Annotated in this window: 23 protein-coding genes; 14 read left to right on the forward strand and 9 right to left on the reverse strand. The window is 67.6% G+C overall.

Going from position 1 to position 26,620, the window contains the following annotated elements; translation table 11 throughout:
* Window positions 1–115 precede the first annotated feature (115 nt).
* Window positions 116–436, reverse strand: a complete 321-nt coding sequence (locus F3087_RS21620) for a hypothetical protein (protein WP_150403836.1) — start codon at window positions 434–436, stop codon at window positions 116–118.
* Between the two features lie 498 nt (window positions 437–934).
* Between F3087_RS21620 and F3087_RS21625 the strand changes: the two genes are divergently transcribed.
* Window positions 935–1,357 carry an HIT family protein gene (locus F3087_RS21625; RefSeq protein ID WP_150403837.1) on the forward strand — a complete coding sequence of 141 codons (423 nt, stop codon included), beginning with the start codon at window positions 935–937 and terminating at the stop codon, window positions 1,355–1,357.
* A gap of 136 nt (window positions 1,358–1,493) precedes the next feature.
* Window positions 1,494–2,453 carry an alpha/beta hydrolase gene (locus tag F3087_RS21630; RefSeq protein ID WP_150403838.1) on the forward strand — a complete coding sequence of 320 codons (960 nt, stop codon included), beginning with the start codon at window positions 1,494–1,496 and terminating at the stop codon, window positions 2,451–2,453.
* Between the two features lie 26 nt (window positions 2,454–2,479).
* Here the strand turns inward: F3087_RS21630 and F3087_RS21635 are convergent, their stop codons facing one another.
* Window positions 2,480–3,145: a response regulator gene (locus tag F3087_RS21635; RefSeq protein WP_150403839.1), complete on the reverse strand. Its 666-nt coding sequence runs from the start codon at window positions 3,143–3,145 to the stop codon at window positions 2,480–2,482.
* Window positions 3,142–4,347 (reverse strand): sensor histidine kinase, encoded by a 1,206-nt coding sequence (locus tag F3087_RS21640; RefSeq protein ID WP_150403840.1) that lies wholly within the window; start codon window positions 4,345–4,347, stop codon window positions 3,142–3,144. Before F3087_RS21640 ends, F3087_RS21635 begins: the two co-directional genes overlap by 4 nt.
* Window positions 4,348–4,513: 166 nt before the next feature.
* Here F3087_RS21640 and F3087_RS21645 point away from each other — a divergent pair, with 166 nt between their 5' ends.
* Window positions 4,514–4,747: a hypothetical protein gene (locus F3087_RS21645; RefSeq protein ID WP_150403841.1), complete on the forward strand. Its 234-nt coding sequence runs from the start codon at window positions 4,514–4,516 to the stop codon at window positions 4,745–4,747.
* A gap of 32 nt (window positions 4,748–4,779) precedes the next feature.
* Here F3087_RS21645 and F3087_RS21650 read toward each other — a convergent pair whose 3' ends face one another.
* The gene (locus tag F3087_RS21650; RefSeq protein ID WP_150403842.1) at window positions 4,780–5,868 is read right to left on the reverse strand and encodes an alkene reductase; all 1,089 of its coding nucleotides are present in this window, start codon (window positions 5,866–5,868) and stop codon (window positions 4,780–4,782) included.
* Between the two features lie 47 nt (window positions 5,869–5,915).
* Here F3087_RS21650 and F3087_RS21655 point away from each other — a divergent pair, with 47 nt between their 5' ends.
* The 3 genes from F3087_RS21655 to F3087_RS21665 all read left to right on the forward strand — a co-directional run bounded on the left by F3087_RS21655 (window position 5,916) and on the right by F3087_RS21665 (window position 9,396).
* Window positions 5,916–6,299 carry a MerR family transcriptional regulator gene (locus F3087_RS21655; RefSeq protein WP_150403843.1) on the forward strand — a complete coding sequence of 128 codons (384 nt, stop codon included), beginning with the start codon at window positions 5,916–5,918 and terminating at the stop codon, window positions 6,297–6,299.
* An 89-nt stretch (window positions 6,300–6,388) separates the two neighbouring features.
* On the forward strand, window positions 6,389–8,563 hold the full coding sequence (locus tag F3087_RS21660; protein WP_150403844.1) for a S9 family peptidase: 2,175 nt from the start codon (window positions 6,389–6,391) through the stop codon (window positions 8,561–8,563).
* A gap of 131 nt (window positions 8,564–8,694) precedes the next feature.
* The gene (locus F3087_RS21665) at window positions 8,695–9,396 is read left to right on the forward strand and encodes a DUF2334 domain-containing protein (protein ID WP_150403845.1); all 702 of its coding nucleotides are present in this window, start codon (window positions 8,695–8,697) and stop codon (window positions 9,394–9,396) included.
* Window positions 9,397–9,520: 124 nt separating this feature from the next.
* On the opposite strand, the gene F3087_RS21670 is transcribed toward F3087_RS21665, so the two are convergent.
* Entirely contained in the window at window positions 9,521–10,918 is a 1,398-nt protein-coding gene (locus F3087_RS21670) for a glutamate decarboxylase (protein WP_150403846.1), read from the reverse strand.
* A gap of 195 nt (window positions 10,919–11,113) precedes the next feature.
* Between F3087_RS21670 and F3087_RS21675 the strand changes: the two genes are divergently transcribed.
* On the forward strand, window positions 11,114–12,478 hold the full coding sequence (locus F3087_RS21675) for a dipeptidase (protein WP_150403847.1): 1,365 nt from the start codon (window positions 11,114–11,116) through the stop codon (window positions 12,476–12,478).
* 18 nt (window positions 12,479–12,496) lie between these two features.
* On the opposite strand, the gene F3087_RS21680 is transcribed toward F3087_RS21675, so the two are convergent.
* Window positions 12,497–13,141: an MBL fold metallo-hydrolase gene (locus F3087_RS21680; protein ID WP_150403848.1), complete on the reverse strand. Its 645-nt coding sequence runs from the start codon at window positions 13,139–13,141 to the stop codon at window positions 12,497–12,499.
* Window positions 13,142–13,235: 94 nt separating this feature from the next.
* Here F3087_RS21680 and purS point away from each other — a divergent pair, with 94 nt between their 5' ends.
* Together purS and purQ are read left to right on the forward strand one after the other, a co-directional pair.
* Window positions 13,236–13,472, forward strand: a complete 237-nt coding sequence (gene purS, locus F3087_RS21685) for a phosphoribosylformylglycinamidine synthase subunit PurS (protein WP_150403849.1) — start codon at window positions 13,236–13,238, stop codon at window positions 13,470–13,472.
* Window positions 13,469–14,146: a phosphoribosylformylglycinamidine synthase subunit PurQ gene (gene purQ / locus F3087_RS21690; RefSeq protein WP_150403850.1), complete on the forward strand. Its 678-nt coding sequence runs from the start codon at window positions 13,469–13,471 to the stop codon at window positions 14,144–14,146. Before purS ends, purQ begins: the two co-directional genes overlap by 4 nt.
* Before the next feature lie 67 nt (window positions 14,147–14,213).
* Here purQ and F3087_RS21695 read toward each other — a convergent pair whose 3' ends face one another.
* Window positions 14,214–15,290 carry a substrate-binding domain-containing protein gene (locus F3087_RS21695; RefSeq protein WP_150403851.1) on the reverse strand — a complete coding sequence of 359 codons (1,077 nt, stop codon included), beginning with the start codon at window positions 15,288–15,290 and terminating at the stop codon, window positions 14,214–14,216.
* Between the two features lie 51 nt (window positions 15,291–15,341).
* Here F3087_RS21695 and F3087_RS21700 point away from each other — a divergent pair, with 51 nt between their 5' ends.
* Window positions 15,342–15,773, forward strand: a complete 432-nt coding sequence (locus tag F3087_RS21700) for a MarR family winged helix-turn-helix transcriptional regulator (RefSeq protein WP_150403852.1) — start codon at window positions 15,342–15,344, stop codon at window positions 15,771–15,773.
* A 1,993-nt stretch (window positions 15,774–17,766) separates the two neighbouring features.
* Here the strand turns inward: F3087_RS21700 and F3087_RS21705 are convergent.
* Entirely contained in the window at window positions 17,767–18,762 is a 996-nt protein-coding gene (locus F3087_RS21705) for an alpha/beta hydrolase (RefSeq protein ID WP_150403853.1), read from the reverse strand.
* A 430-nt stretch (window positions 18,763–19,192) separates the two neighbouring features.
* On the opposite strand from F3087_RS21705, the gene F3087_RS21710 reads away from it, so the two are divergent.
* The gene (locus F3087_RS21710) at window positions 19,193–19,582 is read left to right on the forward strand and encodes a hemophore-related protein (RefSeq protein ID WP_150403854.1); all 390 of its coding nucleotides are present in this window, start codon (window positions 19,193–19,195) and stop codon (window positions 19,580–19,582) included.
* 162 nt (window positions 19,583–19,744) lie between these two features.
* A complete protein-coding gene (locus tag F3087_RS21715; protein ID WP_150403855.1) occupies window positions 19,745–21,040 on the forward strand; it encodes a M18 family aminopeptidase in 1,296 nt (431 codons plus the stop codon).
* Here F3087_RS21715 and F3087_RS21720 read toward each other — a convergent pair.
* A complete protein-coding gene (locus tag F3087_RS21720; RefSeq protein ID WP_150403856.1) occupies window positions 20,992–22,311 on the reverse strand; it encodes a glycosyltransferase 87 family protein in 1,320 nt (439 codons plus the stop codon). The two genes, F3087_RS21715 and F3087_RS21720, sit on opposite strands and share 49 nt — an antisense overlap.
* A 210-nt stretch (window positions 22,312–22,521) precedes the next feature.
* Between F3087_RS21720 and purL the strand changes: the two genes are divergently transcribed.
* Both purL and F3087_RS21730 read left to right on the forward strand, forming a co-directional pair.
* Window positions 22,522–24,816 carry a phosphoribosylformylglycinamidine synthase subunit PurL gene (purL, locus tag F3087_RS21725; RefSeq protein WP_150403857.1) on the forward strand — a complete coding sequence of 765 codons (2,295 nt, stop codon included), beginning with the start codon at window positions 22,522–22,524 and terminating at the stop codon, window positions 24,814–24,816.
* Entirely contained in the window at window positions 24,816–26,570 is a 1,755-nt protein-coding gene (locus F3087_RS21730; protein ID WP_191094084.1) for an alpha/beta hydrolase, read from the forward strand. The genes purL and F3087_RS21730 overlap by 1 nt, the downstream gene beginning before the upstream one ends.
* Window positions 26,571–26,620: the final 50 nt, after the last annotated feature.

Below are 26,620 nucleotides of genomic sequence, written 5' to 3' on the forward strand. Positions count from 1 at the left end.
AGCAGGTGTCATAGCTGAACGGTATCGTCCCGGCGTGCCCTTTCATGCGTTCGTGGACGAGTCGATTCGACGAGATCGCTACATCTTGTGCGCAGTGCTGATCCCGGTGGCGGAACTAGCTGCCGCTCGAGCACTGGCCCGGAGCTTTTGCCTGCCGGGCCATCGCCGATGGCACTTTTGGCATGAGTCCGTCCAGCGGCAGCGGAAGATCCTCGCCTCGCTGCGTCATTTGCGGGGCATGCAGATCAGGGTTTTCGAGGGTCGAGGACGCGAGGTGACGGTACGTCACGAGTGCTTGGCCGCGTTGGTGATCGATTTGCTCGAGCTCCGGGCTGGTCGCCTCGTCATCGAATCTCGCGAAAGTCAGGACGGAAGGGATCGCAGCACTGTTGCCGGCGTTCTGGCCAAGATGTCGGGAGACCTGCCATACGTTCATCTACCACCGCATAATGAGCCAGCTCTATGGTGGCCCGATGCGGTCGCCTGGTCCTTCGGTGCCGGAGGGACATGGAAGTCGTCCGTGACACCGTTCATCCACACGGTCAAGGACGTGGGAGCCTGCTAAAAGCGCGAAACCCGACTGCTGGACATCCATCCAGGAGTCGGGCTCACTTCTTCCAGCTAGTGCCGGGAGCTGGTTTCGATGATACTGCACCGGTTGCTTGACGGCTATGGAATTGCGCGGCTGGAAGGTGATGTCGACACAGGAGACTCCGGCCGGCGCGGAGCCCGGATGCTGGTCGTCCGGCCAGGACCCGGGTCCACTTCCTCCGGCTACGGCCGGAAGCGAGGCGCGGTACCGGCTTCCCACCGTCCGGTGACGAGCCGGGCCCACTTCTCCCGGCTAGTGCCAGGAGCTGGGAGCCAGTATGGGCCGGTCGGTTCGGTGGCGGTATCGAATTTCTGGGCGGGGCGGCGGGCTAGGGTTTCGGGCGTGAATCCGTACACGATTTTTGCCGACATTGTTGCTGGGCGGGCTGCGGCCAGTCGGGTGTATGAGGACGATGATGTGTTGGCGTTCATGGATATTCGGCCGATGACGCCGGGGCATGTGCTGGTGGTGCCGAAGGTGGCGGCGCGGAGTTTGGCGGAGTTGGATCCGGTGGTCGGGGGGAAGCTGTTTCAGGTGGGGCAGCGGGTGGCGGCGGCGTTGCGGGTGAGTGAGGTCGGGTGTGACGGGGTGAATTTCTTTCTGGCCGACGGGGTGACGGCGGGGCAGGAGGTGTTCCATGTGCATCTGCATGTGATTCCGCGGACGCCGGGGGACGGGTTCGGGTTGCGGGGGCGGCCGACGAGTCCGCGGCGGGCGGATCTGGATTATCTGGCCGGGTCGATTCGGGGTGCGCTGGGCCGCTGAGTGGCGGTTTCGGCGGTAGGCGGGTTGTGTACCGGATAGTTTGCTGAATAAGAGCCGGAGAGCAACGTCACTTCCGCAATAATTCGTGGTGAGTTACCTTTGAAAGCCGTTGTGATGCGGTGATGGAGGTGTGACCATGCGTCGAACACCAGTTGCTGTGGCAGTGCTGACGATGGCGCTCGCGGTGGTGGGCCCCGCGGTCGTCGGACCCGCGACGGCCTCGGCCGCGCAGATCGAGCGGGTGGACAACCTGACCCCGACGCGTGCCGCGGTGTTCATCGATTCACCCGCGATGGGCCGGACGGTGCAGGTTCAGGTGCTGCATCCGGCGGGCGGCGGCGCGCGACCCGCGTACTACCTGCTCGACGGGCTCGACCCCGGCACCAGCCAGAGCACCTGGACCAACGCCACCGACGCGGAGCGGTTCTTCGCGGGTGCGAATGTCAATGTGGTGCTGCCGGTCGGCGGCGAGGCCAGCTACTACACCGACTGGCAGCAGGACGACCCGCAACTCGGCCACTACCGGTGGGAGACGTTCCTGACCGAGGAACTGCCGCCGCTGATCGACGCCCGGTTCAACGGCAACGGCGTCAACGCGATCGGCGGACTCTCGATGGGCGGCAACGCGGCCTTCATCCTGGCCGCCCGCAATCCGTGGCTGTACCGCGCCGTCGCCGGCTACAGCGCCTGCCCCGACACCGGTCTGGCGATGGGCGCGGTGATGTTCTCGATCGCCAACCGCGGCGGCAACCCGATCAACATGTGGGGTCCTCCGGGCAGCCCGGCTTGGGCCGAGCACGATCCGGCGCTGCTGGCAGAACGCTTGCGCGGCAAGACGATCTATCTGTCCAGCGGCACCGGCATTCCCGGCCCGCACGAGACGGAGATCAAACCCCAACTGGCGGAGAACATCTTCCTCGGCGGCCCGGTCGAGTTCGGCGTCAACGCCTGCGTCGTCTCGTTCGAGCAGCGCCTGCGGGGGCTGGGCATCCCGGCCCGAGTCGACTACAGCGCCACCGGAACTCACTCCTGGTCCTATTGGCAGGACACGCTGCACGCGTCCTGGCCGACCATCGCACCGGCCATCGGAGCTTGAATCCATAACGGGCACAGCGAGATCAGCTAGTTGTGCCCCGCAGTAAGCACGACAATCGCGATCTGGACCCGGTTTTCGGCATCGAGCTTGGTGAGCAGCCTGCTGGTATAGGACTTCACGGTGGCGACGCTGAGGTGCATCTCCTTGGCGATATCGGAATTGGCCAGCCCACGGCCGATCGCCTCGGCGATATCGCGCTCCCGCTCGGTCAGCGTGGTGAGCGCGGCGCGGGCCTGTTCCCGGGCCGCGTCCTGCGCGCTCGGCCCGGCGGTGGCGACCGAGATCAGTTGCGCGGTAACGCTCGGCGAGAGCATCGGCCGCCCCGCCGCCACCTGCTTGACCGCGGCGACGATATCCCCGGGCGGGGTGTCCTTGAGCAGGAATCCGTGCGCGCCGATGCGCAGCGCCCGCAACACCATGTCGTCGGCGTCGAAGGTAGTCAGCACCATCACCCTGGGCGGGTCGGCCCAGCTGAGCAGTTCGCGGGTGGCGTCGAGCCCGTCGCGCACCGGCATCCGGATGTCCATCAGCACGATGTCGGGGGATCGCTCGGCGATCACGGCCAGCGCTTGTTCGCCGTTGGCCGCCTCGCCGACCAGTTCCAGCTCGGGATCGCCGCCGAGAATCATGGTCAGCGCCGAACGAGCCAGCGGCTCGTCGTCGACCACGACCACGCGGACGCGTGCGGTCATCTGTCGCTCGTCGCGACGACGGCGGGCCACGGCAGCACGGCCCGCAGCCGGAAGCCACCGCTCGAATCGGGGCCGTAATCCAGTGTGCCGCCGACTAGTTCGGCCCGTTCGGCGAGTCCGAGCAGACCGTAACCGGAGGACGGCAGCGCGAGTCCCGGCTGCCGCGGCGCGGAGTTGCCGACGTCGACGATCAGATCCTGCCCCGGCCCGCCATCGATCCGCACCCGGACCGCGGCGCCGGGAGAGTGCTTGCGCGCGTTGGTCAGTCCCTCCTGGGCGATGCGATACGCCGTGCGCGCGCTGGTCGCGGGAAGATCGTCGGTGGTCGTGTCGGTGATCGACACGTCCATCCCCGCCGAGCGCGCCTCGTCGACCAGCCGGGCGAGATCGGCCAGCGTCGGCTGCGGCGGTTCCGGGGTGGCGGTGAGCGAATCGTCGCTGGTGCGCAGCACTCCCAGCACCTCGCGCAGTTCCTGCAACGCCAGATGCGCGTTCTCGGCGATGGTCTTCGCCGTCGCGGCGGTCTGCTCCCTGGTCAGGTCGGTGCGGAAACCGAGCGCCCCGGCGTGCATCGCCACCACCGAGATCCGGTGCGCCAGTACGTCGTGCATCTCCCGCGCGATCCGATTGCGTTCCAGCAGCCGCGCCTCGGCCGCCCGCGCGTGCTGTTCCCGCTCGGCGGTCTCCGCGCGAGAGCGCAACGACCACACCAGATCTCGCCGCGCACCCACCGCGAAGCCGATCGCGACGATGGTGGCGATGGCGGCCGTGAGCACCGCGGTGTCGATCCAATAGGGCTGCAACGCAGTCTCTTTCGGATAGATCACGCTGTCCGTGAGCAGCCCGGTGCCGATGCTGACGATGGCCAGCGCGGCGGTCTCGGCGTAGCGCCGCCGGGTGGCCAGCGAACACAGCACCAGCGCCGCCGCCCCGTTGGCGGTGACCGAGGCGGTGGACGCGACCGTCACGATCGCCGCGATGGCCACCGGATACCGCCGCCGCAGCAGCGTGAGCAGCATGCACGCCACCCCGAGCAGCGGATCCCCGACCTGGAACCAGATCAGCAGCGCACCGTCGATCGGCGCCATCTCGCCCTTGGTGGACGACCACGCCAGCAGGCCGATGAGGATCACCGCCACCATCCGCCAGGCGTGCGACCACGGCCGAAGCGGTGGCGCCGACGAGAGCGGATCGGTGGACATGACGCGACTGTAAGTGCCCGCGGACGGCCCGCGCATCGGCCTGCAGGGCGAAATCGGATCTACCAAAGGATGAACTGCTCGCCGACCGACGGCCGATGCGCGATGACCTGCCCCGGGACAACCATGAGATACGTCGCCACCGGACATGTCGGAAATGGAGAGTGTGATGGGCAAGAACGCGTGGATCGGATTGCAGATCGTCGGCATGGTCGTAATGGTCGCGTCGGCCCAGGCCGTCATCCGTTTGCTCATCGATCACCGCAAATCCCAGGTGTGGGGCCTGCTCGACTGGGTGCCGGGCGGCTGGGGCGGCCAGCTCGCGGTGCTGCTGGTGCTGGCCACGGCCGGCGGAGTGCTCGCCGAACGGTCGAACAACAGGGTCAAGCTGCTCGAAGCCTGAACCCTGATGCTCGGCTGCGGGTAAACCCCGAATCAGTGGGACGCAACGGTGGCAGGCTCCCAGTGCGGGTAGTCGCTGTACCCCTCGGCGGTACGCCCGTAGAGCAGGTGCTCGCGGATCGGGGCCAGCGGCAGGTCGTGGGCGATGCGGTGGACCAGATCCGGGTTCGAGATGAACTGCCGGCCGAACGACACCAGGTCGGCCACGCCGGATCGAAGCACGCTCTCGGCCGCCTCCGCCGTTGTCGCCTCCCGGTTTTCACCGACATTGGCGATGAGCGTGCCGTGCCAGCGTGGCCGCAGATCGGCCAGCGCGGAGTAGGTGTCGTTGTCGGTCAGGTGCAGGTAGGCCAGGCCGCGACCGTCGAGTTCGGTGACCAGCGCGCGATAGAGCGGCGCCGGGTCCGCTTCGAACATGTTGAACTGCGGATTGCCGGGGGACAGCCGGATGCCGGTGCGCTGCGCGCCGATCTCCGCGGCCACGGCGTCGACCACGGCCAGCGGCAACCGCATCCGGTTCTCGATCGATCCGCCGAATTCGTCGGTGCGCAGGTTGGTGTTGTCGGCCAGGAACTGATGCACGAAATAGCTGTTGGCACCGTGGATTTCGACCCCGTCGAAGCCCGCGGCGATGGCGTTGCGCGCGGCCCTGGCATGATGCTCGACGGCCTCGTGGATATCGGCTCGGTCGAGTGCCGCCGGCGTGATCGGGTCGCCCTTGCCGCCCGCGATCAGGTGCACCCGATCCTCGTCCAGCACCGCGGACGGACCGGCCGGCCAGGAGCCGTCGATCCGGGCCTGCGGGTGTCCTTTGCGCCCGCCGTGCATCAGCTGCGCGAAGATGCGCCCGCCGTTCGCGTGCACGGCCTCGGTAACTCTCCGCCACGCCTGGACATGCTGTTCGGTTTGCAGCCCGGGCACCCAGGCCTCGCTCTGCCCGGTCGAATGCGGCCAGATGCCCTCGGTCACGATCAGCCCGGCCGCCGCCCGCTGGGCGTAGTAGTCGGCGACATCACTGGTCGGCGAGCCGTCCGGCAGCGAACGCAGCCGGGTCATCGGCGACATGACGATGCGGTTGGGCAGGGTGCGGGCGGAATTGCGGTATTCGGTCAGCAGCAACATTCCTGTACCGTAAAACCTGACATCAATGTCAGGTCAAGGAGCGATTTGTGCGCATCGGTGAACTGGCCGAGCGGACCGGCGTGAGCGTCCGGTCGCTGCGGTATTACGAGACCAAGGGCCTGCTCGGCTCGGAGCGGACCTCCGGCGGGCAACGCGAGTACCCGGAGGCCGCGGTGGATCGGGTCCGGCGCATCCAGGAGATGTTCGCCGCCGGCCTGCACAGCGACACCGTCGGCGAGCTGCTGCCTTGCATCCACGACGTGGACGGCACGCCGAACGCGGCCGCCACGCCGTTCCTGGTGGAGCGGCTCACCGGCGAGCGCGAGCGGATCGAGCAGGCCATGCGCGACCTGCAACGCACCCACGACGTCCTCGACAGCGTGATCCACGCCGCGTCCGGCGCCGTGCCGCGCCCGGAAGGCAAGGGCTAGACCGGATTCGGCGAGGTGCGGCAGCTCGAGCAGGGGTGTTGCCGGGTCCTGGCGGGACGGCAGGGGTCCGCGCCGCTACGGTGGAGCCCATGGCTCTCGACAGCGGTACCGGAACGATCTCAGACCTCGACGGGGTGACGGCGCCGATCGCCAAGACGGTGCCCACCGAACGCGTGCATCACGGCGATGTGTTCGTCGACGAGTACGAGTGGCTGCGGGACAAAGAGAACCCCGAGGTCATCGCGCACCTAGAGGCGGAGAACGCCTATACCGAGGCGCAGACCGCGCATCTGGCCGGGCTGCGCGACTCGATCTTCGACGAGATCAAGGGCCGTACCCAGGAGACGGACCTGTCCGTGCCGACCCGGATGGGCGACTACTGGTACTACTCGCGCAGCTTCGAGGGCAAGCAGTACGGCGTGCACTGCCGCTGTCCGATCGCGGCCGACGCCGAGGGCATCGACGCCTGGACGCCGCCGCAGCTGGAGGCCGGCACCGAGGTGCCCGGCGAGCAGATCCTGCTGGACAGCAACGTGGTAGCCGAGGGCCACGACTTCTTCGCGCTCGGCGCGTTCTCGCTCAGCCACGACGGCAACCTGCTCGCCTACTCCGTGGACACGGTCGGCGACGAGCGCTATGTGCTGCGGTTCAAGGACCTGCGCACCGGCGAGATGCTGTCCGACGCGATCGCCGAGACCGCGCCCGGCGCGACCTGGTCGCTGGACGGCACGCACGTCTTCTACCAAACGGTGGACGAGTCCTGGCGGCCCGACACCGTGTGGCGGCACCGTCTCGGCGCCCCGACCGCCGGCGACGTGAAGGTGTTCCACGAGCCGGACGAGCGCTACTGGGTGAGCATCACCTCGACCCGCTCGGAGAAGTACCTGATGATCTGGGTCGGTTCCAAGATCACCACCGAGGGCTGGGTGCTCGAATCCGATGATCCCGAGGGCGAATTCCGGGTCATCCTGCCGCGCCGCGAGGGGGTCGAGTACTCGGCTGAGCACGCGGTGGTCGGCGGCGCGGATCGGTTCCTGATCCTGCACAACGACGTGGTCGACGGGGTGAAGGCGGAGAACTTCGTGCTCGCCGACGCCCCGGTCGCCGATCCGTCGGACCTGACCTTGCTGATCGAGCACCGCGACGACGTGCGGCTCGAAGACGTCGACGCCTACTCCGATCACCTGGTGCTGAGCTACCGGCGCGAGGCGCTCACCCGGGTCGCGGTGTGGCCGCTGACCGAGAGCGGCTACGGCGAGCGACGCGAGCTGGACTTCGATCTGGAACTGTTCGCGGTCGGCGCGGGCGCCAACCCGGAGTGGGCGCAGCCGACCCTGCGCATCGGCCTGACCTCGTTCATCACCCCGGTGCAGGTGTTCGACTACGTGCCGGCCACCGGCGATCTGCTGCTGCGCAAGGAGCAGCCGGTGCTCGGCGGCTACGACGCGAACGACTATGAGCAGCACCGGGATTGGGCGATCGCCGCGGACGGCACCCGGATCCCGATCTCGCTGGTCTGGAAGAAGGGGCTGGCGCTGGATTCGCCGAAGCCCTTGCTGCTCTACGGATATGGCTCCTACGAGGCGAGCATGGATCCGTCCTTCTCCGTCTCCCGGCTGTCGCTGCTGGATCGCGGCATGGTGTTCGCGGTCGCGCACGTGCGCGGCGGCGGCGAGATGGGCCGGCTCTGGTACGAGAACGGCAAGACGCTCACCAAGAAGAACACCTTTACCGACTTCGTCTCCTGCGCACAGCATTTGATCGAGACCGGGAAGACCTCGGCGGACCGGATGATCGCCGACGGCGGCAGCGCGGGCGGCCTGCTGATGGGCGCGGTGGCGAACCTGGCGCCGGAGCTGTTCACCGGCATCCTGGCGAACGTCCCGTTCGTCGATCCGCTCACCTCGATCCTCGATCCGTCGCTGCCGCTGACCGTCATCGAATGGGACGAGTGGGGTAACCCGTTGGCGGACAAGGACGTCTACGACTACATGAAGTCCTACGCCCCGTACGAGAATATCGAGGCCAAGGACTACCCGGCGATCCTGGCGATCACCAGCCTCAACGACACCCGCGTGCTCTACGTCGAACCGGCCAAGTGGGTCGCGAAGCTGCGCGCCACCAAGACCGGCGACGCGCAGCTGCTGCTGAAGACGGAGATGAGCGCGGGCCACGGCGGGGTCAGCGGCCGGTACGAGAAGTGGAAGGAAGTCGCCTTCGAGTACGCGTGGGTGCTGGACCGGGTCGGTCTGGCCGGCGCGTAGTCCGCGGACGGGAGGCCGGTTTCCGCTGGCCGGCCTCTTCGGGATCTGCGGCGAGAACGTGTGTCAAGGTGTTCGTCGCCTGGTCATCCGGCCTGCACGCCCAGTACATCTGCCCCTGGCACCGTTGATTCATGAACGCTGAGCTGGTCGTATCCATTTCCGGGATCCGGGACACCACTCGGGACGCGGCGATCGAGTTCGCCGCGGAGCTCGATCAGCGCGGTGTGCCACTGTCGCTGCTCGTGGCGCCCCGGTTGAAGGGCAAGTACAAACTGGTCGAGGATCCCGCGACGCAGGCGTGGTTGCGCGGGCGCCGGGCTCGCGGCGACGCGATCGTGCTGCACGGCTACGACCAGGCGGCGACCAAGAGCCGGCGGGCCGAATTCGCCACGCTGCCAAGGCATGAGGCGCGGTTGCGGCTGATGGCGGCGGATCGGGTGATGGAGCGGGTGGAGCTGCGCACCCGGCTGTTCGCCGCGCCGCGCTGGGATGCCTCCGCCGGCGCCATCGAGGCGCTGCCCGAGGTCGGTTTCCGGGTCGCGCTCGGCCTGACCTCGATCCTGGACCTGGAACACAATGTGGCGCAGAAGGTTCGGGTGTACGGGATCGGCGAGGGCTTCCGCGCCGAACCGTGGTGGTGTCGGGCCCTGGTGATGGGCGCCGCGCGGACGGCCCGCCGCGGCGGCATGCTGCGGCTCGCGGTATCGGCCGCGCAACTGGAACGCTCCGGCCCGCGGCAGGCCATGCTCGATGCCGTAGACCTCGCCCTGTTCCACGGCGCGACCGGCGCCGTCTACCGCTGGGAACCGCCCGCCATCGCGCGCGCGGCCTGAAAATACGCCGCGTCGTGCTGCGGTCGGGCAGCGCGGCTGGGCTGGTTATCGGCACCGCCGAGCGGGCCGATCGACGCCGCCGCTCGTGAATGGCGTAATCGGGCGGCGGCGTCGCTCCGCCCGATCAGGCGGTCTCACTCTGCTTGCTCGGCACCGCCGCCCGCGCACTGTGCGTGAATCCGCCCGCCTCCTGCTGGGTGAGCGACGTCGAAAACGGATGCCGCGCCAGCTGTTTCATGCACCGGGTGACATCGGCCAGCAGCAGATCGGCCAGGTCGACGGTGAAGCCGTGCCGGATCACCGCCCGCATGATCGTCTCGTCCTCCCGGTCCGCGGGTAGCGGATAGGCGGCGATCAGCCAGCCGCGACTGCGCAGCCGATCCGACAGGTCGTACAGGTTGAACCCGGGATCGCCGGTCAACCGCCACGCCACGGCGGTGATACCCCGGTGCGGGTCACCGTCGTGGATCAGCTCGAACGGCCCGAGTTCGCGCAGGCCCGCCGCCAGCTGCTGGGCTGCGCGGTAGATGGCCGACTGCACGCGGGTGTATCCGGTGCGGCCCAGTCGAATGAATTCGTAGTACTGCGTGATCGCCTGTCCGCCCGGCCGGGAGAAATTCAAGTTGAACGTGCCGATGCTGCCGCCGAGATAGTCCACGTCGAAGACCAATTCCGCGGGCAGGTCGGCCGCCTCGCGCCAGATCGCCCAGCCGACGCCGAGCGGCGCCAGCCCGGTCTTGTGCCCGGAGGCATTGATCGACTTCACCCGCGGCAGCCGGAAATCCCACACCAGATCGGACGCGGTGAACGGGGCGAGGAAGCCGCCGCTCGCCGCGTCGACGTGGATCGGGATATCCAGGCCGCTCGTCTCCTGCAACTCGTCGAGCGCGCGGCTGATCCCCGCGACGTCCTCGAACAGCCCGGTGAAGGTCTGACCGAAAGTGGGCACCACCATGATGGTTCGCTCGTCGCAGTAGGCGGCTACGTCGTCCGGATGCATGGTCAGCCGGTCCCCGCGCAGCGGAATCTGCCGGATCTCGACATCGAAATACCGCGCGAATTTTTCCCAGCAGACCTGCACCGGCCCGCACACGAAATTGGGTGTGCCGGTGCCGCCGCGCTGCCGCCAGCGGAACTTGGCGGCCAGCCCGCCGAGCATCGCGGCCTCGCTGGACCCGGTGGTCGAGGTGCCGTGCGTGCCGGCCGGGTCGGGGGAGTGCCACAGGTCGGCGAGCATCCGGACGCACCGCCGCTCGAGCTCGGCGGTCTGCGGGTATTCGTCCTTGTCCACGATGTTCTTGTCCATCGACTCGACCATCAGTTTGCGCGCCTGCTCGTCCACCCAGGTGGTGCAGAAGGTGGCCAGATTCATCCGGGAGACGCCGTCGAGCATGAGCTCGTCGTGCACGATCTCGTAGGCCACCTCGGCGAAGAGTTCGCCCTGCGGGAATCCGCCTTTGGGCGCGACCCGGCTCATGCCGGGCAGGGCGAACAGGTCGTCGGAGTCTGCGCTTGGGGACATCGGATTACCTCCGCAGTGTCGGCTCGCGTGCTGGCGTCACCCAACACAACCACACCGGTCCGATCCGGGCCGGCGGAAGTCGGGCGACACGAACTGCTCGGTCGACTAGATTTCCACCGTTGTGCTGGACGGTTCGTGCCAGAGTGGAACAGCGGCGTGTCGGCCGCGCGACGACGAAGAAGTGAGGCGCTGGCAATGACCGACGATTCTCGCACCGCAGAGCTGCGCGCGAAGGTGGCCGCGCTCATGCCGCAGGCGAAAACCGATCTGACGCAGCTTGTTTCGTTCAAGTCGGTGGCCGATCCGCGGCAGTTCCCGCCGGAGGAATGCGAGCGGGCCGCGCAGTGGGTGGCCGACGCGTTCGTCGCGGCCGGGCTGACCAGGGCGGGCCTGCACGAGACGCCGGACGGCAGCAAGGCCGTCATCGCCGCCCGGCCCGCGCCGCCCGGCGCGCCGACGGTGCTGCTGTACTGCCACTACGACGTGCAGCCGCCGCTGGACAGCGGCGCCTGGCGCACCCCGGTCTGGGAGCTGACCGAGAAGAACGGCCGCTGGTACGGCCGCGGCGCGGCGGACTGCAAGGGCAACATCGTCATGCACCTGACCGCGTTGCGCGCGCTGGGTCCCGACCTGCCGCTCGGCGTCATGGTGGTGGCCGAGGGCTCCGAGGAGCAGGGCACCGGCGGGCTGGAACGCTTCGTCGAGGCCAACCCGGACCTGTTGCGGGCGGACACGATCCTGATCGGCGACTGCGGCAACTTCGCCGCGGGCGTGCCCACCCTGACGGAAACGTTGCGCGGCAGCGTGAATGTCGTGGTCACGGTGCAAACCCTCGCCGGCCCTTTGCATTCCGGCATGTTCGGCGGACCGTCTCCGGACGCATTGGCCGCGCTGATCCAGCTGCTGGCCACGCTGCGCGACGAGCACGGCAACACCACGGTGGCCGGGTTGCCCAACGACCAGCGCTGGTCCGGCGTGCAGTATCCCGAGGACCAGTTCCGCATCGACGCGGGCGTGCTGCGCGGCGTCGAGCTGATCGGCGACGGCACCGTCGCCGACATGCTCTGGGCGCGACCGGCTTTGACGGTGCTCGGCATCGACGCCCCGCCGGTGGTCGGCTCGACCGGCGCCGTGCAGCCCTCCGCGCGCGCCCGGCTGAATCTGCGCATCCCGCCGGGCACCGATCCGGAGCAGGCGCACAAGGCGCTGGTCGCGCACCTCGAGACGAACACCCCGTGGAATGCCGAACTCACCATCGAACTGGAGGGCATCGGCGCGGCATTCCGCTCCGGCAACGGCGGCCCGGCGCGCGAGGCGATGGAGACGGCGCTGGCCGCGTCCTACGGCCGCGCCGCCACCACACAGGGGCAGGGCGGATCGATCCCGCTGTGCAACGTCTTCGCCGACACCTACCCCGATGCCGAGATCATGCTGCTCGGCGTCGAGGAACCGACGTGCCTGATCCACGCCCCCAACGAGAGCGTGGATCCGTCCGAGATCGAGCACATGGCACTGGCCGAGGCGCTGTTCCTGCTGGACTACGCCGACCGGTCCGGGTAGCGGGCCGAGCCGGGAGACCTAGAACTCGCGCTGGTCTTCCGGCTCCACCACGGTGAATTCCGTACCGGCCGGGCCCATTTCGGCCAGCCGGCCGAAGTAGATGCCCTGCGCCGCCTGCTCGATGATGCCGTAGTGGATGGGCAGCGCTGCGCGCGGCGTCACCGCGCGCAGGTAGTCCACCGCCTCGCTGAGCTTCATCCACGGCGCGGCGGCCGGCAGCGCGAGCACGCCGACCGGCACCGGCGGCACCCACAGCGAGTCGCCGGGATGCACCAGTTCCGCCGGATCGTCGGCGGTGCCCAGCTGGAAAACGGTGTTGTCGACGACCGGGATCTCCGGGTGGATCACCGCGTGCCTGCCGCCGCCCCCGGTGATCTGGAGCTCGCCGAGGGTGAGCACGTTGCCCGCGTGCACCGCCTCCCACTTTTCCCCGCGCTGCTGCGCGGTCTGCGGGTCGGACAGCAGCCGGGCACCGGGATTCGCGTCGATCAGGGCCTCGATCCGGTTCGGATCGATGTGGTCCGGATGCTGGTGGGTGATCGCGATGGCGTCCAGGCCGGTGAGCCCCTCGAAACCGTGCGAGAAGGTGCCCGGATCGAAGAGCACCTGCTTGCCGTGTAGCTCGACGAGCAGACAGGAGTGGCCGAAGTGAGCTATGCGCATTCCGCCATGCTATTGCGCCACCCGGAGTCGGGCACGTCCGCCGAAACAACTACGCTGCTCAGGTAACCCCCCACCACCACATGAGGAGCAACGCGTGGCACGAGTCGTGGTCGAGGTGATGCCGAAGGCCGAGATCCTGGACCCCCAGGGACAGGCCATCGTCGGTGCGCTCCCGCGCCTGGGATTCGAGGGCATCTCGGATGTACGGCAGGGCAAGCGATTCGAACTCGATGTCGACGACAGTGTCGGTGACGCCGAGCTCGAGCAGATCGCGGAGGCACTGCTGTGCAACACCGTGATCGAAGAGTGGAAAGTCACGCGGCTGTCATGACCGCGCGCATCGGAGTCATCACCTTTCCGGGGACGCTCGATGATGTCGACGCGGCCCGCGCGGTGCGCCTGGCCGGCGCCGAGGCCGTGAGCCTGTGGCATGCCGACGCCGATCTGAAGAACGTCGACGCGGTGATCGTGCCCGGCGGCTTCTCCTACGGCGACTACCTGCGCGCGGGCGCCATCGCCCGGTTCGCGCCGGTGATGGGCGAGGTCGTGCGCGCCGCCAAGACCGGCCTGCCGGTGCTCGGCATCTGCAACGGTTTCCAGGTGCTGTGCGAGGCCGGGCTGCTGCCCGGCGCGCTGACCCGCAACGAGGGCCTGCACTTCATCTGCCGGGACGAATGGCTGCGGGTGGAATCGGCGTCGACGCTGTGGACCTCGCGCTACGAGGCCGGTGCGCAGATCCTGGTCCCGCTGAAGTCCGGTGAGGGCCGCTTCCAGGCCTCGACCGCCGTGCTGGACGAACTGGAGGGCGAGGGCCGGGTGGTCTTCCGCTACGCCGGCGACAACCCGAACGGTTCGCAGCGCGGCATCGCCGGGATCGCGTCGGCCGACGGCCGCATCGTCGGCCTGATGCCGCACCCGGAACACGCCACCGAGGCACTGACCGGCCCGAGCGACGACGGCCTCGGCCTGTTCCTCTCGGTGCTGGACACTTTGGTCTCCGCGTAACCACCACGAGCCGCACACTTTTCGATCCGCCGCGCGTCCGCGCGCGGGAGGCCGAAAAGGGTGCGGCTCAGGTGATTCTGGCGACGATGTCGAACCGGACGCCGTTGGCGCGGGCGATATAGCCGTGCTGGATGGCCTGGTTGCCCTGGAACGCGCGCTGCCCGCCCGGGGTCTCCAGCAGCACGCCGTGATCGATCGCGCCCAGCACGTCCGGCACCCGCAGCGAGCCGACCGCGTGGGCCAGCCCGGCCAGCGTGTGGATCGCCTCGTAGGTCATATTGCTGAAACTGGTCAGCGCGGGCGCGAATTCGCCGTGCAGCTTGCGATAGCGGTCGACCCGATCCCGCCCGTCCGAGGTGTGCTCGTCGATGAAGAAACTCGACGCGACATAGAAGTTGTGATTGGCGCTCGCGCCGCCGGCCAGTAACACGTTCTCGTCGGCCGCGAGGCTGATCCGCAGCTGACTGGCCGCGCGTCCGGTCGCGGCGAACTGGCGGTTGAACCGGGACACGTCCGCGCCGACCATCAGGATCACCACGCCGTCGGCCTTGTCCAGCGCCGGGTGGGACAGGAAGTCGCCGAAATCGGGTGCGCCGAGCGGCACGAACCGCTCCAGCACCACGTCGGCGGGGTCGGACAGGCTGTTGCGGATCGCCTTGGCGGACTCGCGCGGCCAGATGTAATCGTTGCCGATGATGGCCCAGCGGCGGATGCCGTGCTCGCGGGCGAGCCAGTGCAAAGCGGGCAAGGTCTGCCCTGCCGGGTGCTCGCCGAGCATCAGAACGCCGGGTAGTTCGTCCGGCAGACCCTCGTGCCCGGTGGCGAATAAATAGGGCACCCGGCTTGCGGTCGCCTTGGCCACCACCCGGCGCACCGCGGAGGTGTGCCAACCGGTGATCGCGTCCACCATGCCGGTGGCGAGCAGCGCGGAAACCTCGCTCGCCACCTCGTGCGGCGGGCGGCCGCCATCAATATTCGTAGTACGAATTTCGCGGCCGAGAATTCCTGTGCCCCGGTTGATTTCGTCGACGGCAAGCGAAATCGCCGCGTCGCAGGAGGGGGCCACGATACCGCCAGGTCCCTGCATCGGGACTATGTTCAGGATCTCGATAGTGCCCTCTGGGCTCTCGCCGAACGCCGGCATTCGGTACTCTTCTTCTCGTTAGAGCGAAATTCATGGCAGGCAGGAATAACAATGACGACCATTGTAAGCGGATATTCGACGCTGCATGGTGCGCTGCGTGCCGCGGAACGCGGTTGGCTGCGTCACTTGGACGCCGCACTGTGTGCCAGGCAGCTAACACCCGACCAGTGGTCGATGTTGTCGAATCTCTCCAGTGAGACCGGCATCACCATGAGCGAGCTGGCGGCCAGGTCGCAGCTAGCCCCGTCCTCGGCCACCCGGCACGCGGACTACCTGGCCGAGCGCGGTTTGATCTTCCGGCTGGCGGCGCAGGACGACCGCCGGCGGATCCTGATCGGGCTGAGCCGGCTCGGCGCGGAACTGGTCGCTTCGGTGCGCGCCGAGGAGGCGCGGGCGGAGCAGGAACTGCGGTCGCGGATCGGTGCGCGCCGGTACGCGGAACTGATGCGTTTACTGGAACTTGTTTCCACGAACCCGGAGTAGCACGGATTCACGGACGAATGTCCCGAAAGTCCGATCTGTCGGTCATCGATGGATCGGACTGTTCGTTCTTTAATTCTGCGTGGAATTGATTGATCATGAACTGCGCGACGGATCAGAAGCGCAAATCTTTCTGATTGTGCGCGATGATCGCCGGCGGCGCCTGGGCGGCGCGGTTCGTTCCGCTGATCCCGCGGGCGGTTCCGGTGTCCCGCAGCGCGTTCTGGCGCCCATTGTCGGCCGCCGGACAAATTCTCTGCACTCCTGCGCTTTTGCGTATTGCGTGGGATGGATGGTATGGGGCTGCCCGATGGGGGCTGCGTTCGATGGATTTGCTTGCGCCGGTTGAGCATTCGGCTGGTCGGTCGATCGTCCAATTCGATTATTGAGCATTGGCGTCCAATAAAATTCGCCGCCCACAACGGGGGTGTCCCGGCGAATTTCCCGACACGCCGGGTCGGATTGCCCTTTGTTCCTTGACAGTTGGCATGATCACCAACGCTAAGTCATCCATGGATCGACCTACTATCAGGAGGAACAATGCTGCTGCCCGTGGTCGGAAGTATGGCCGGTGCCGCTGTTGCCGCGCTGACCGTCATTCTCGGCATCATCATCGCGGTCATCTAAGTTTCCAGCTGACCGAGTTCGTCAAAAGCCTCCGATGTGAGGCAACGTCGGCTACTTTCTGATATGTCGAGGAAGTCGACAGTCTGAAATCGCCAGTGGCAAGCCGTCACTGATCGATCAAATGGTTCGACCTACTATCAGGAGGAACAATGCTGCTCCCCGTTGTTGGAAGTATGGCCGGTGCCGCTGTTGCCGCTCTGACCGTGATTCTCGGCATCATCATCGCGGTCATCTAGCTCCCCGAGCTGATCGATCGAGATCACGAAGCCGTCTCCGCAGAGAGGCGGCCTCGGCCGATTTTCTTATCGGCCGTAGATGTTCTACAGTCTCCACTCGGCAGTATGCGTGCACGCCGCTGCTCGATCAATTGATCAACCGACAAACAGGAGAAAAAATGCTGCTCCCCGGTGTTGGTAGTTTCCTCGGTGCTGCTGTCGCGGCCCTCGGCGTGATTCTGGCGATCATCATCGCCGTCGTCTAAATCGGTCGGCTTCGGCCAACTGAGTTCTGCATGCCTCCACGGTGAGGCGAAACCTCGGCCGAGTTTCCGAGGTCGAGGCAGTTAGACACACTGATCACCAAGCTCGACCGACAAACAGGAGGAACTGTGCTTCTGCCCGGTGTTGGTAGTTTTCTGGGTGCTGCCGTTGCGGCCCTCGGCGTGATTCTCGCAATCATCATCGCCGTCGTCTAGCTAGAAACCTCTCCGGCCTGCTGCGATCGAGATCGTGTCGGATACTCCGCAGAATCGAGCGTCCAACTGGCAGTCTCCGCGCCGGCCGAGATCATGAACACCTCCGGAGTGAGGTTGTTCGACATTCACCAGCCACACATTGGCAATGCTCGCCACTGCTCGTTGCAGTGGATCAATCCATAAACAGGAGGAAGAATGCTGCTCCCCGGTGTTGGTAGTTTTCTCGGTGCTGCTGTCGCGGCCCTCGGTGTGATTCTGGCGATCATCATCGCGGTCGTCTAGTTTGCACCCGCCCGGCTGGGCCCCTGCCTAGCTGGACAGATCGAGATCGTGCCGGACGCACTGCAGGCGTCCGGCACGTCTCGTTTTCCGGACAGACCGCTCGTGCACTTGAACGGCCCGATGTATTGCCTGCGCGTCTGCGTGGATGACTCTTGATGTCGTAACTCGGAGAATCCCACCCGCGCTCACCCGAGGAACGGTCGCGGATCCGCGCCGCTCGGTCTCCCCGAAAATGCTTGCCGCCCTGTCGGACAACTCCGCACGCCCACGCCGTCCGCGTACCTGCCTGTCCCGCACAGCAACTCGTACCCGGTAACGCAAAGGAGGACCGGGCGGCCGCGGTGCGGGCCTTACCCGGTCCTCCAGGACCGTCCAGCAGCTGGTGGTAGCGGTTTAGGCAGGCAAGCCCATGCCGCGCGCGAGCACCGGCCAGGACGCCTTCAGCTCGTCCTGCCAGTAGCCCCACGAGTGCGTGCCGGAATCGCGCAGCGCGTAGGTCGCCGGGATACCGAGTTCGTTCAGCCGCGTCCGCAGGTTCTGCGCGCAGTTGTTGGTGGCCGCCTCGATCATGCCGCCGATGATGATCTGATTCGCCAGCCCGCTCACGCCCGGCTGGGTATGCGGGCCATCCAGGGTGTCGTAACGACCCGGCAGGCCATTGCCCGAGGAGATGTACAGATCCGTGCCGCGCAGGCCCTCGGCATTGATATACGGATCATTGGCCAGCCATTCGGGCGATCCGGTCGGCCCCCACATGTTCTCGTGGTTGGCATTGCCGTATCCGTCGACCACGAATTTCACGAACCGGGAACCGAGCGGATCGCTGGTCTGGGCGCAGCCGCTGTATGCGGCGGCGGCTTTGTAGAGACCCGGCTTGGCGATCGGCAGGGCGAGCACGGTGGTGGCCGAGGTGGAGATGCCGGCGATCGAATTCACGCCATTGGTGCCGAGGGCCGCGTCGATCAGCGGGGGCAGTTCCTCGGTCAGATAGGTCTTCCACTTGTTGCGCCCGAGTACCGGGTCATCCTTGATCCAGTCGGTGTAATAACTGAACATGCCACCGATCGGCAACACCAGGTTCACGTTTTTGTCCGCCATGAACTCGCGGGCATCGCTCTGCGCCTGCCAGGAGGCGATGTCGATCCCGCCGCCGGCGCCACTCAGCAGATACAGCGCGGGGCGCGGTACCGAAGTATCGGCGGGCAGTTGGACCTCGACCGGAAAAGTCTTGTCCATTGCCGCGGAATAAACCTGAAGTCGGATATTGCGATCGTCCATGGACTCTGTGCCGGTTATCCGGGAACCGTCCGGAGAACTGACCGAAGTGTTCACGAGTTTCGCATCGGCGCTCGGATCGGCCGCGGCCGTCGATACACCCAGTGTGGTCATAGCGCAGGCGATCAGTCCGGACGCCGCGATGGTGGCTACGGAACGTGATCTGCGGGAGTTGTGCGCTTCTGCGTTTACGCTCCAATTCATAGGACAAGCTTTTAGCACGTCGCGAGTACGGTTCGTGCGGCGACACGATGTAATGTCCGAATTACGTAGAATGCCTTACGAACTGGTCAGTTGACATGCGGCCGTATCGGTTCCCGCCATGGGGCGCAACGATGTTCGACGCGCCAACGGTCCCTGACCTGTCCGTACGGAAATAATTCGAGCGATCCGCCCATGTCCGGCAGGCAAATGGAGCTCGGCGAATGCGGGGTGAACGTGCGCTTACCGGACGTGGCCGGAGGCTCGCGGAATTCCTTGGGTACCATCACCGCCGGGGTATTCAGCCCCGAACATCCGATCGAGCTCTCCGAAGGGTGAATTCATGAAGATGCTCAACCCGCGTTACGCCTTCGCCTCTCTCGCCATCAGCGGGATCGCCGCAGGTGCTTCGTTGTTCGGAACGGGAATTGCGTCGGCGGATATGATCGGCGATCTGTCACCGCTGCTCACCTCGCAGTGCTCCTTCACGCAAATCGACGCCGCGATCCACGCGGAACTGCCGGAGATGGCCGCGCGCCTGGACGCCTCGCCGATGCAGAAGGGCATGCTGAAGATGGCCTACGAGGTCGCGCCGGAAATGCGGGCGAACACGCTGCAGCAGCTGGTCGGCCAGAAGCTGACCAACGGCCTGGACCAGGCGATGGGTGAGAGCCCGGACCTCGGCGCCAAGATGGGCCGGGTCGGCGCGACCTGCGACACGTACGCCCAGTAGTTCCGCTCCACCAGTAGTACCGAGCAGCAGCAGGATGACTTAGCGGATGACTTAGCAGGTAGTAGGTGGGCAGGTCGGCGTTCGCGCCTGGCGGGGACGCCACCGGCCCTGCCCTGATCAGCACCTTCCGCGCACAAGATCACCTGACCCTAGGATCGCAGCATGCCCGTTTCCACCACTGCTGCCACGGCCACCGGGTTGTGCGCGTTCATCGACGAGTCGCCCTCGCCCTTCCACGTCTGCCGCACGCTGGCCGCCGAATTGGACGCCAACGGCTTCACCCGGCTCGACGAATCGGCGTCGTGGCCAGCGGACGGCCCGAGCAAGCATTACGTGGTGCGCGGCGCCTCGCTGATCGCGTGGGCGAGTGCGGACGCCGCGGGCGTGACCCCGTTCCGGGTGGTCGGCGCACACACCGACAGCCCGAACCTGCGGGTCAAGCAGCATCCCGATCTGACCTCGGCCGGCTGGCAGCTGGTCGGCCTGGAACCCTACGGCGGCGCGTGGCTCAATTCCTGGCTGGATCGCGAGCTCGGCCTCTCCGGCCGGCTCAGCGTGCGGGATGGAAACACGGTGCGGGAGAAGCTGGTTCGCATCGACGAGCCGATCCTGCGGGTGCCGCAGCTGGCCATTCACCTGTCCGACGACCGCAAGGGCGTCACGCTGGATCCGCAGCGGCACGTCAACGCGGTGTGGGGGGTCGGCGGCGAGCCGCGCTCGTTCCTCGCCTTCGTGGCCGAGCACGCGGAGGTCGATCCGGCCGCGCTGCTCGGCTGGGAACTGATGACGCACGATCTCGCGCCGAGCCGGATCGTCGGCCGCGACCAGGATCTGGTCAGCGCGCCCCGGCTGGACAACCAGGGCACCTGCTACGCGGGCCTGCACGCCTTCCTCGCCGCGAGCGCGGAACCGGGCGCGGCCATTCCGGTGTTCGCCACCTTCGACCACGAGGAGGTCGGCAGCCAGTCCGATCGCGGCGCCCAGTCCGATCTGCTGCCGACCGTGCTGGAGCGGATCGTGCTGTCCCGCGGTGGCGACCGGTCCGAATACTTTGCGGCGCTTGCCGGTTCGGTCTGCGCCTCCGGCGACATGGCGCACGCGACGCATCCCAACTACGCCGAGCGGCACGAGCCCGCGCACCGGATCCAGGTGAACGGCGGGCCGGTGCTCAAGGTCAACCAGAACCTGCGCTACGCCACCGACGCCGTCGGCGCGGGCGCGTTCGCGCTGGCCTGTGCGCAGGCCGGAGTTCCGTTGCAGCGCTACGTGCATCGCGCCGATCTGCCGTGCGGATCGACCATCGGGCCGATGACCGCCGCGGGCACCGGCATGACGACGGTCGACGTGGGCGCGGCCCAGCTGGCCATGCATTCGGCGCGCGAAATGATGGGCGCCGCGGACGTCGCGGCCTATGCCGCGGCGCTGGCCGCTTTCCTCACGCCCGCCGTCACCGGGTGATAGGTCGCCACCGCGACGACGAACACCGCGAGGGTGGCGAGGACGTAACTGCTGCCGATGAGCTGTTGCCACCAGGCCCAGCCGAGTTCCTTGTCCTCGGAGTGCGGCAGCAGCCATTGCGGCCCGATGATGAACATGACGGTCAGCAGCCCGACCGAGCCGAGGAACAGCGGGCTGCGCCGGCCGCGCACGATCGCGTCCGCGGTCACCACCAGCGCGGGCGCGATCCACACCCAGTGGTGCGACCAGGAGACCGGCGAAACCAGCAGCACCGCCGCGGCATTCACCAGCAGCGCGGCCACGTTCGCGCCCGCCTCGATCAGCCTGCGCATCCAGATCGCGGCCAGCCCGATCGCCACCAGCGACAGCGCGATCCAGAGCACGGTGGCCACCGAGTCGGCGACGCCCAGCCGGAAGGTCAGGCCCTTGATCGACTGGTTGCCGGCGAAGTACGGCGGCCCGATCCGGCCGGTGTCGGCCAGGGTGTGGAACCAGTACTCGGCCGAATCACTCGGGAACAGCAGGAAACCCAGGCCTACCGCGCCGATCGCGGAGACGACCAGCGTGCCCGCGGCCTTCCAGTCTTTGCGCAGCAGGAAGTACAGCAGGTACCCGCCAGGGATCAGCTTCACCGACACCGCGATGCCGATCAGCATGCCGCGCGGCCAGAAGGGCTTGCGCACCAGGCAATCCAGCGTGATGGCGGCCATCAGCACCAGGTTGATCTGGCCGAAACCGAAGGTCTGGCGCAGCGGTTCGAACGTTTGCAGCAGCGCGACCGCGCCGATCACGATCGTCACGACGGTGACCCGGGGCAGCTCGGGCCGGATCCGCGCGAGTACCACCCACAGCGTCGCGCCCAGGCTGGCCAGCGAGGTCACCAGGACCAGCACCTCGGCCACCGGCAGCGGGATCAGCGCGAGCGGCGCGAAGAACAGCGCGGCCAGCGGGGGATAGGTGAACGGCAGTCCGATGCCCGCGACCGGCGGCATCGGCCCGTACAGCTCGCCGTCGTCCAGCCAGACCCGGGCGCCGTTGCGGTACACCTGCAGATCGATATAGCCGGACCACCAGTGGACCAGTAGCGAGAGCACCGCCGACGCGGCGAACAGGCCGATCGCGGCCAGCAGCCAGTGCAGCTGCTCGCGCGAGAGTGGAACGCGCCCGGACGCGGCGGGTTCGGCGGCGGTCGGTTCGGCGGACGCACCGCCGGTCAGGTTCTTCGAGGCAACCGGCTCAGCGGAATCCGCAACCCCCGATCGTTCGTTCACGGGCCCAGAGTATCTGTGACCGTGGTGTGACCCCCGTCGGCGCGCGCGATCCCGCCCGCGGCCTGTGACCTCGCGCACAGGAATACGGCGAACCGGGCGGGATGCCGATGCGCCACGCTGCCCATCGACCGCCACAGCTAAACTTCCAGGCGAATCCCCAGCTTCGCGTTCCCGGCCCGACCGGATCATGTCGAAAGGACGCTGTATCCCGTGACTTCGCAGGTCGACACCGTCAGCGCAGCCGCAGCAACTCCCGACGTGCCGCAACCCTATAAAGAGCTGGGTCTGAAGGACGACGAGTACGCCCGCATCAAGAAAATTCTCGGCCGTCGGCCGACCGACGCCGAACTGGCGATGTACTCGGTGATGTGGAGCGAGCACTGCTCCTACAAGTCGTCGAAGGTGCACCTGCGCTACTTCGGCCAGACCACCACCGAGGAGATGCGCTCCTCGATGCTGGCCGGCATCGGCGAGAACGCGGGCGTGGTCGACATCGGCGACGGCTGGGCCGTCACCTTCAAGGTGGAGAGCCACAACCACCCGTCCTATGTCGAGCCGTATCAGGGCGCGGCGACCGGCGTCGGCGGCATCGTGCGCGACATCATGGCGATGGGCGCCCGGCCGATCGCGGTCATGGATCAGCTGCGCTTCGGCGCGGCGGACGCGGCCGACACCCGGCGCGTGGTCGACGGTGTGGTGCGCGGCGTGGGCGGTTACGGCAACTCGCTCGGCCTGCCGAACATCGGTGGCGAGACCGTGTTCGACCCGTCCTACCAAGGCAATCCGCTGGTGAACGCGCTGTGCGCGGGCGTGATGCGGGTCGAGGACCTGCACCTGGCCTTCGCCTCCGGCACCGGCAACAAGATCATTCTGTTCGGCGCGCGCACCGGCCTGGACGGCATCGGCGGCGTCTCCGTGCTGGCCTCGGACACCTTCTCCGGGGACGAGTCCGGCACCGGCCGCAAGAAGCTGCCCAGCGTGCAGGTCGGCGACCCGTTCACCGAGAAGGTGCTCATCGAGTGCTGTCTCGAGCTGTACGCGGCCAAGCTGGTGGTCGGCATCCAGGACCTCGGCGGCGCCGGGCTGTCCTGTGCCACTTCCGAACTCGCGGCCGCCGGCGACGGCGGCATGCACATCGACCTGGAAAAGGTGCCGATGCGCGCCACCGGGATGAACCCGGCCGAGGTGCTCTCCAGCGAATCGCAGGAGCGCATGTGCGCCGTGGTCACCCCGGAGAACGTGGATGCGTTCATGGCGGTGTGTCGCAAGTGGGACACCCTGGCCACGGTGATCGGCGAGGTCACCGACGGTGACCGCCTGGTCATCACCTGGCACGGCGAGACCGTGGTCGACGTGCCGCCGCGCACCGTCGCGCACGAGGGCCCGGTGTACGAGCGCCCGGTGCAGCGTCCGGACGAGCAGGACGCGCTGATCGCGGACAGCACCGACAAGCTGGCCCGCCCGAAGACCGGCGACGAACTGCGCGCGACCCTGTTGCAGATGCTGGCCAGCCCGCAGCTGTGCAGCCGCAAGTGGATCACCGAGCAGTACGACCGCTACGTGCGCGGCAACACGGTGCTCGCCGAGCACGCGGACGCGGGCGTCATCCGGATCGACGAGGAGACCGGCCTCGGCATCGCGCTGGCCACCGACGCGTCCGGTCGCTACACCAAGCTGGATCCGTACACCGGCGCGCAGCTCGCGCTGGCCGAGGCCTTCCGCAATGTCGCCACCACCGGCGCCACCCCGAAGGCGGTCACCAACTGCCTGAACTTCGGTTCGCCAGAGGATCCGGGCGTGATGTGGCAGTTCCAGCAGGCCGTGCGCGGCCTCGCGGACGGCTGTGTGGCGCTTGGCATTCCGGTTACCGGCGGCAACGTCAGCTTCTACAACCAGACCGGGCAGACCGCCATCCTGCCGACCCCGGTGGTCGGCGTGCTCGGCGTGATCGACGACGTGCACCGGCGCATCCCGACCGGGCTCGGCCTGGAGCCGGGGGAGACGCTGATCCTGCTCGGCGATACCCGCGACGAATTCGGCGGCTCCATCTGGTCGCAGGTCGTGCACGATCACCTCGGCGGTGTGCCGCCGGTGGTCGACTTCGCCCGCGAGCAGCTGCTGGCCGAGGTGCTCACCGCGGGTTCGCGCGACGGCATGATCAGTGCCGCGCACGACCTTTCGGAGGGCGGGCTGATCCAGACCGTCGTCGAGGCGGCGCTGGCCGGCGAAACCGGTTGCCGGGTGCTGCTGCCCGAGGATGCCGATCCGTTCGTGACGCTGTTCTCCGAGTCCGCCGGTCGCGTGCTGGTCGCGGTGCCGCGTTCGGAGGAGACCCGGTTCACTAAGATGTGCACCGCCCGCGGCCTGCCGTGGACGCGTATCGGCGTGGTCGACCAGGGCACGGATTCGGTCGAGGTGCAAGGACAGTTCTCCGTCCCCATGGACGAGCTGCGGGCCGCGCACGAGGGCACGCTGCCGAAGTTGTTCGGGGCAAGCGCGATCTGATGGCGCCCGAGGCTGAAGCGGTCTCAACGCGTCTGGCCGGTGGTGCCGGCGACATCGTCGGCACTGTCGAGCGCTTCTTCCGCCCGAACTACGTCGGGCTGGTCGTGGCCACGCTGTTCTTCTCGTTGTCGCTGACGCCGTCGCTGCTGCCCCGGGACTGGCTGTTCGAGGGGCTGATCGGCGGGGTCAACGCGGCCATCGGGTACGGCGTGGGCTGCCTGCTGGAGTGGGCGTTCCGTAGCTGGGTCCGGCCGCGACTACCCGCCTCCGTGACAAAGGTTTTCGCCGATCTGCCCAGCTGGGTGCCCGGTGCGGTCAAGGCGCTCGTGGTGGTTGCCTGCGTGGTGGTCGCGATCGTGATGCTGATCCAGTCGGCGCGCTGGCAGCGCGAGATCACCGAGCTGATGGGCATGGACGACACCACGACCACCGGCTTCCTGCGCACCGGCGCGCTGAGTGCGGCGGTGATCGCGCTGGTGATCGGGGTGTTCCGCGCCGTGCGGTGGCTGGTGCGCTGGGTGGCCGGCGAGCTGACCGAGTGGGTGCACATCCCGCGAAAGTTCGCGCTGCCCATCGGGTTCCTGATCGTCACCATCCTCGCGGTCACGCTGTTCAACGGCGTGCTCGCCAAAGGCTTTTTCGCGGTGGCGAATTCGGCGTTCAGCGTGCGCAACAGTCACACCTCACCCAATGCCGTGCAGCCGCAGCTGCCCGAACGTTCCGGCAGCCCGAGCTCGCTGGCCAAGTGGGAGACGCTCGGCTCGGAGGGCCGCTGGTTCGTCTCCTACGTGCCGACCGCGGACGACATCGCCAGGGTCACCGGCAAACCCGCGCGCGAACCGATCCGGGTCTACACCGGACTGGAATCGGCGGACAGCCCGGAGGCGCAGGCCGAGCTGGCCGTCGCCGAACTCGAGCGCACCGGCGCGTTCGAGCGGAAGGCGCTGGTGGTGGTGACCACGACCGGCACCGGCTGGGTCGACTCGACCAGCGCCGAATCCGTCGAGATGATGTACGGCGGGGATACCGCGATCGTCGCCACCCAGTATTCGTATCTGCCCAGCGTGCTGTCGTTCCTCTCGGACAAGGCCAAGGCGACGCGGATGGGAAAGCTGGTGTTCGACAAGGTCTATGAGCACTGGTCGGCGCGGCCGGCGCAGGCCAGGCCGAAGCTGCTGGTCTACGGCGAGAGCCTCGGCTCGCAGGGGTCGGAGGGCGCGTTCAACGGCCTGGCCGACCTGCGCACCAAGGCCGACGGGGTGCTGTGGGTCGGGCCGCCCAACTCGAACCGGCTGTGGGGCGAGTTCGTCGCCCGCCGGGATCCGGGCTCGCCCGAGGTATTGCCGACCTACGCGGACGGACTCGTGGTGCGCTTCGCCGACGGCCGCGGCGATCTGTGGCAGCCGTCGAGCACCTGGCTCACCCCGCGCATCGCCTATCTGCAACACGCGTCCGATCCGGTGGTCTGGTGGTCGCCGGATCTGCTGTTCAACGAGCCGGATTGGCTGCGCGAGCCGCGCGGCTCGGACGTGTCGCCGACCATGGCGTGGTATCCGATCGTCACGTTCTGGCAGGTCGCGGCGGACCTGCCGAACGCGCAGGGCGTCACCGACGGGCACGGCCATCGCTACGGCACGCTGGTGCTCGACGCCTGGGCCGCGCTGGCCGAACCGCCGGACTGGTCCGCGGACCTGTCCGACCGGATCCGGAACTACTTGGAGCAGTCCGCGATTCGGGAACGCTCGCTCAAATGAGTTGGTAGGACGCGGACCTGGGCGGACCTGGACCCCTCGTGCACCGGGCC

Source organism: Nocardia colli (assembly GCF_008704205.1).
Classification (GTDB): domain Bacteria; phylum Actinomycetota; class Actinomycetes; order Mycobacteriales; family Mycobacteriaceae; genus Nocardia; species Nocardia colli.

What these genes read in the sequence shown, in the direction of transcription:
- F3087_RS21620 (WP_150403836.1), bottom strand. Translation starts at nt 436, where the DNA reads ATGAACGTATGGCAGGTCTCCCGACATCTTGGCCAGAACGCCGGCAAC.
- F3087_RS21630 (WP_150403838.1), top strand. Translation starts at nt 1,494, where the DNA reads ATGCGTCGAACACCAGTTGCTGTGGCAGTGCTGACGATGGCGCTCGCG.
- F3087_RS21635 (WP_150403839.1), bottom strand. Translation starts at nt 3,145, where the DNA reads ATGACCGCACGCGTCCGCGTGGTCGTGGTCGACGACGAGCCGCTGGCT.
- F3087_RS21640 (WP_150403840.1), bottom strand. Translation starts at nt 4,347, where the DNA reads ATGTCCACCGATCCGCTCTCGTCGGCGCCACCGCTTCGGCCGTGGTCG.
- F3087_RS21645 (WP_150403841.1), top strand. Translation starts at nt 4,514, where the DNA reads ATGGGCAAGAACGCGTGGATCGGATTGCAGATCGTCGGCATGGTCGTA.
- F3087_RS21650 (WP_150403842.1), bottom strand. Translation starts at nt 5,868, where the DNA reads ATGTTGCTGCTGACCGAATACCGCAATTCCGCCCGCACCCTGCCCAAC.
- F3087_RS21660 (WP_150403844.1), top strand. Translation starts at nt 6,389, where the DNA reads ATGGCTCTCGACAGCGGTACCGGAACGATCTCAGACCTCGACGGGGTG.
- F3087_RS21665 (WP_150403845.1), top strand. Translation starts at nt 8,695, where the DNA reads ATGAACGCTGAGCTGGTCGTATCCATTTCCGGGATCCGGGACACCACT.
- F3087_RS21670 (WP_150403846.1), bottom strand. Translation starts at nt 10,918, where the DNA reads ATGTCCCCAAGCGCAGACTCCGACGACCTGTTCGCCCTGCCCGGCATG.
- F3087_RS21675 (WP_150403847.1), top strand. Translation starts at nt 11,114, where the DNA reads ATGACCGACGATTCTCGCACCGCAGAGCTGCGCGCGAAGGTGGCCGCG.
- F3087_RS21680 (WP_150403848.1), bottom strand. Translation starts at nt 13,141, where the DNA reads ATGCGCATAGCTCACTTCGGCCACTCCTGTCTGCTCGTCGAGCTACAC.
- purQ (WP_150403850.1), top strand. Translation starts at nt 13,469, where the DNA reads ATGACCGCGCGCATCGGAGTCATCACCTTTCCGGGGACGCTCGATGAT.
- F3087_RS21695 (WP_150403851.1), bottom strand. Translation starts at nt 15,290, where the DNA reads ATGCCGGCGTTCGGCGAGAGCCCAGAGGGCACTATCGAGATCCTGAAC.
- F3087_RS21700 (WP_150403852.1), top strand. Translation starts at nt 15,342, where the DNA reads ATGACGACCATTGTAAGCGGATATTCGACGCTGCATGGTGCGCTGCGT.
- F3087_RS21705 (WP_150403853.1), bottom strand. Translation starts at nt 18,762, where the DNA reads ATGACCACACTGGGTGTATCGACGGCCGCGGCCGATCCGAGCGCCGAT.
- F3087_RS21710 (WP_150403854.1), top strand. Translation starts at nt 19,193, where the DNA reads ATGAAGATGCTCAACCCGCGTTACGCCTTCGCCTCTCTCGCCATCAGC.
- F3087_RS21715 (WP_150403855.1), top strand. Translation starts at nt 19,745, where the DNA reads ATGCCCGTTTCCACCACTGCTGCCACGGCCACCGGGTTGTGCGCGTTC.
- F3087_RS21730 (WP_191094084.1), top strand. Translation starts at nt 24,816, where the DNA reads ATGGCGCCCGAGGCTGAAGCGGTCTCAACGCGTCTGGCCGGTGGTGCC.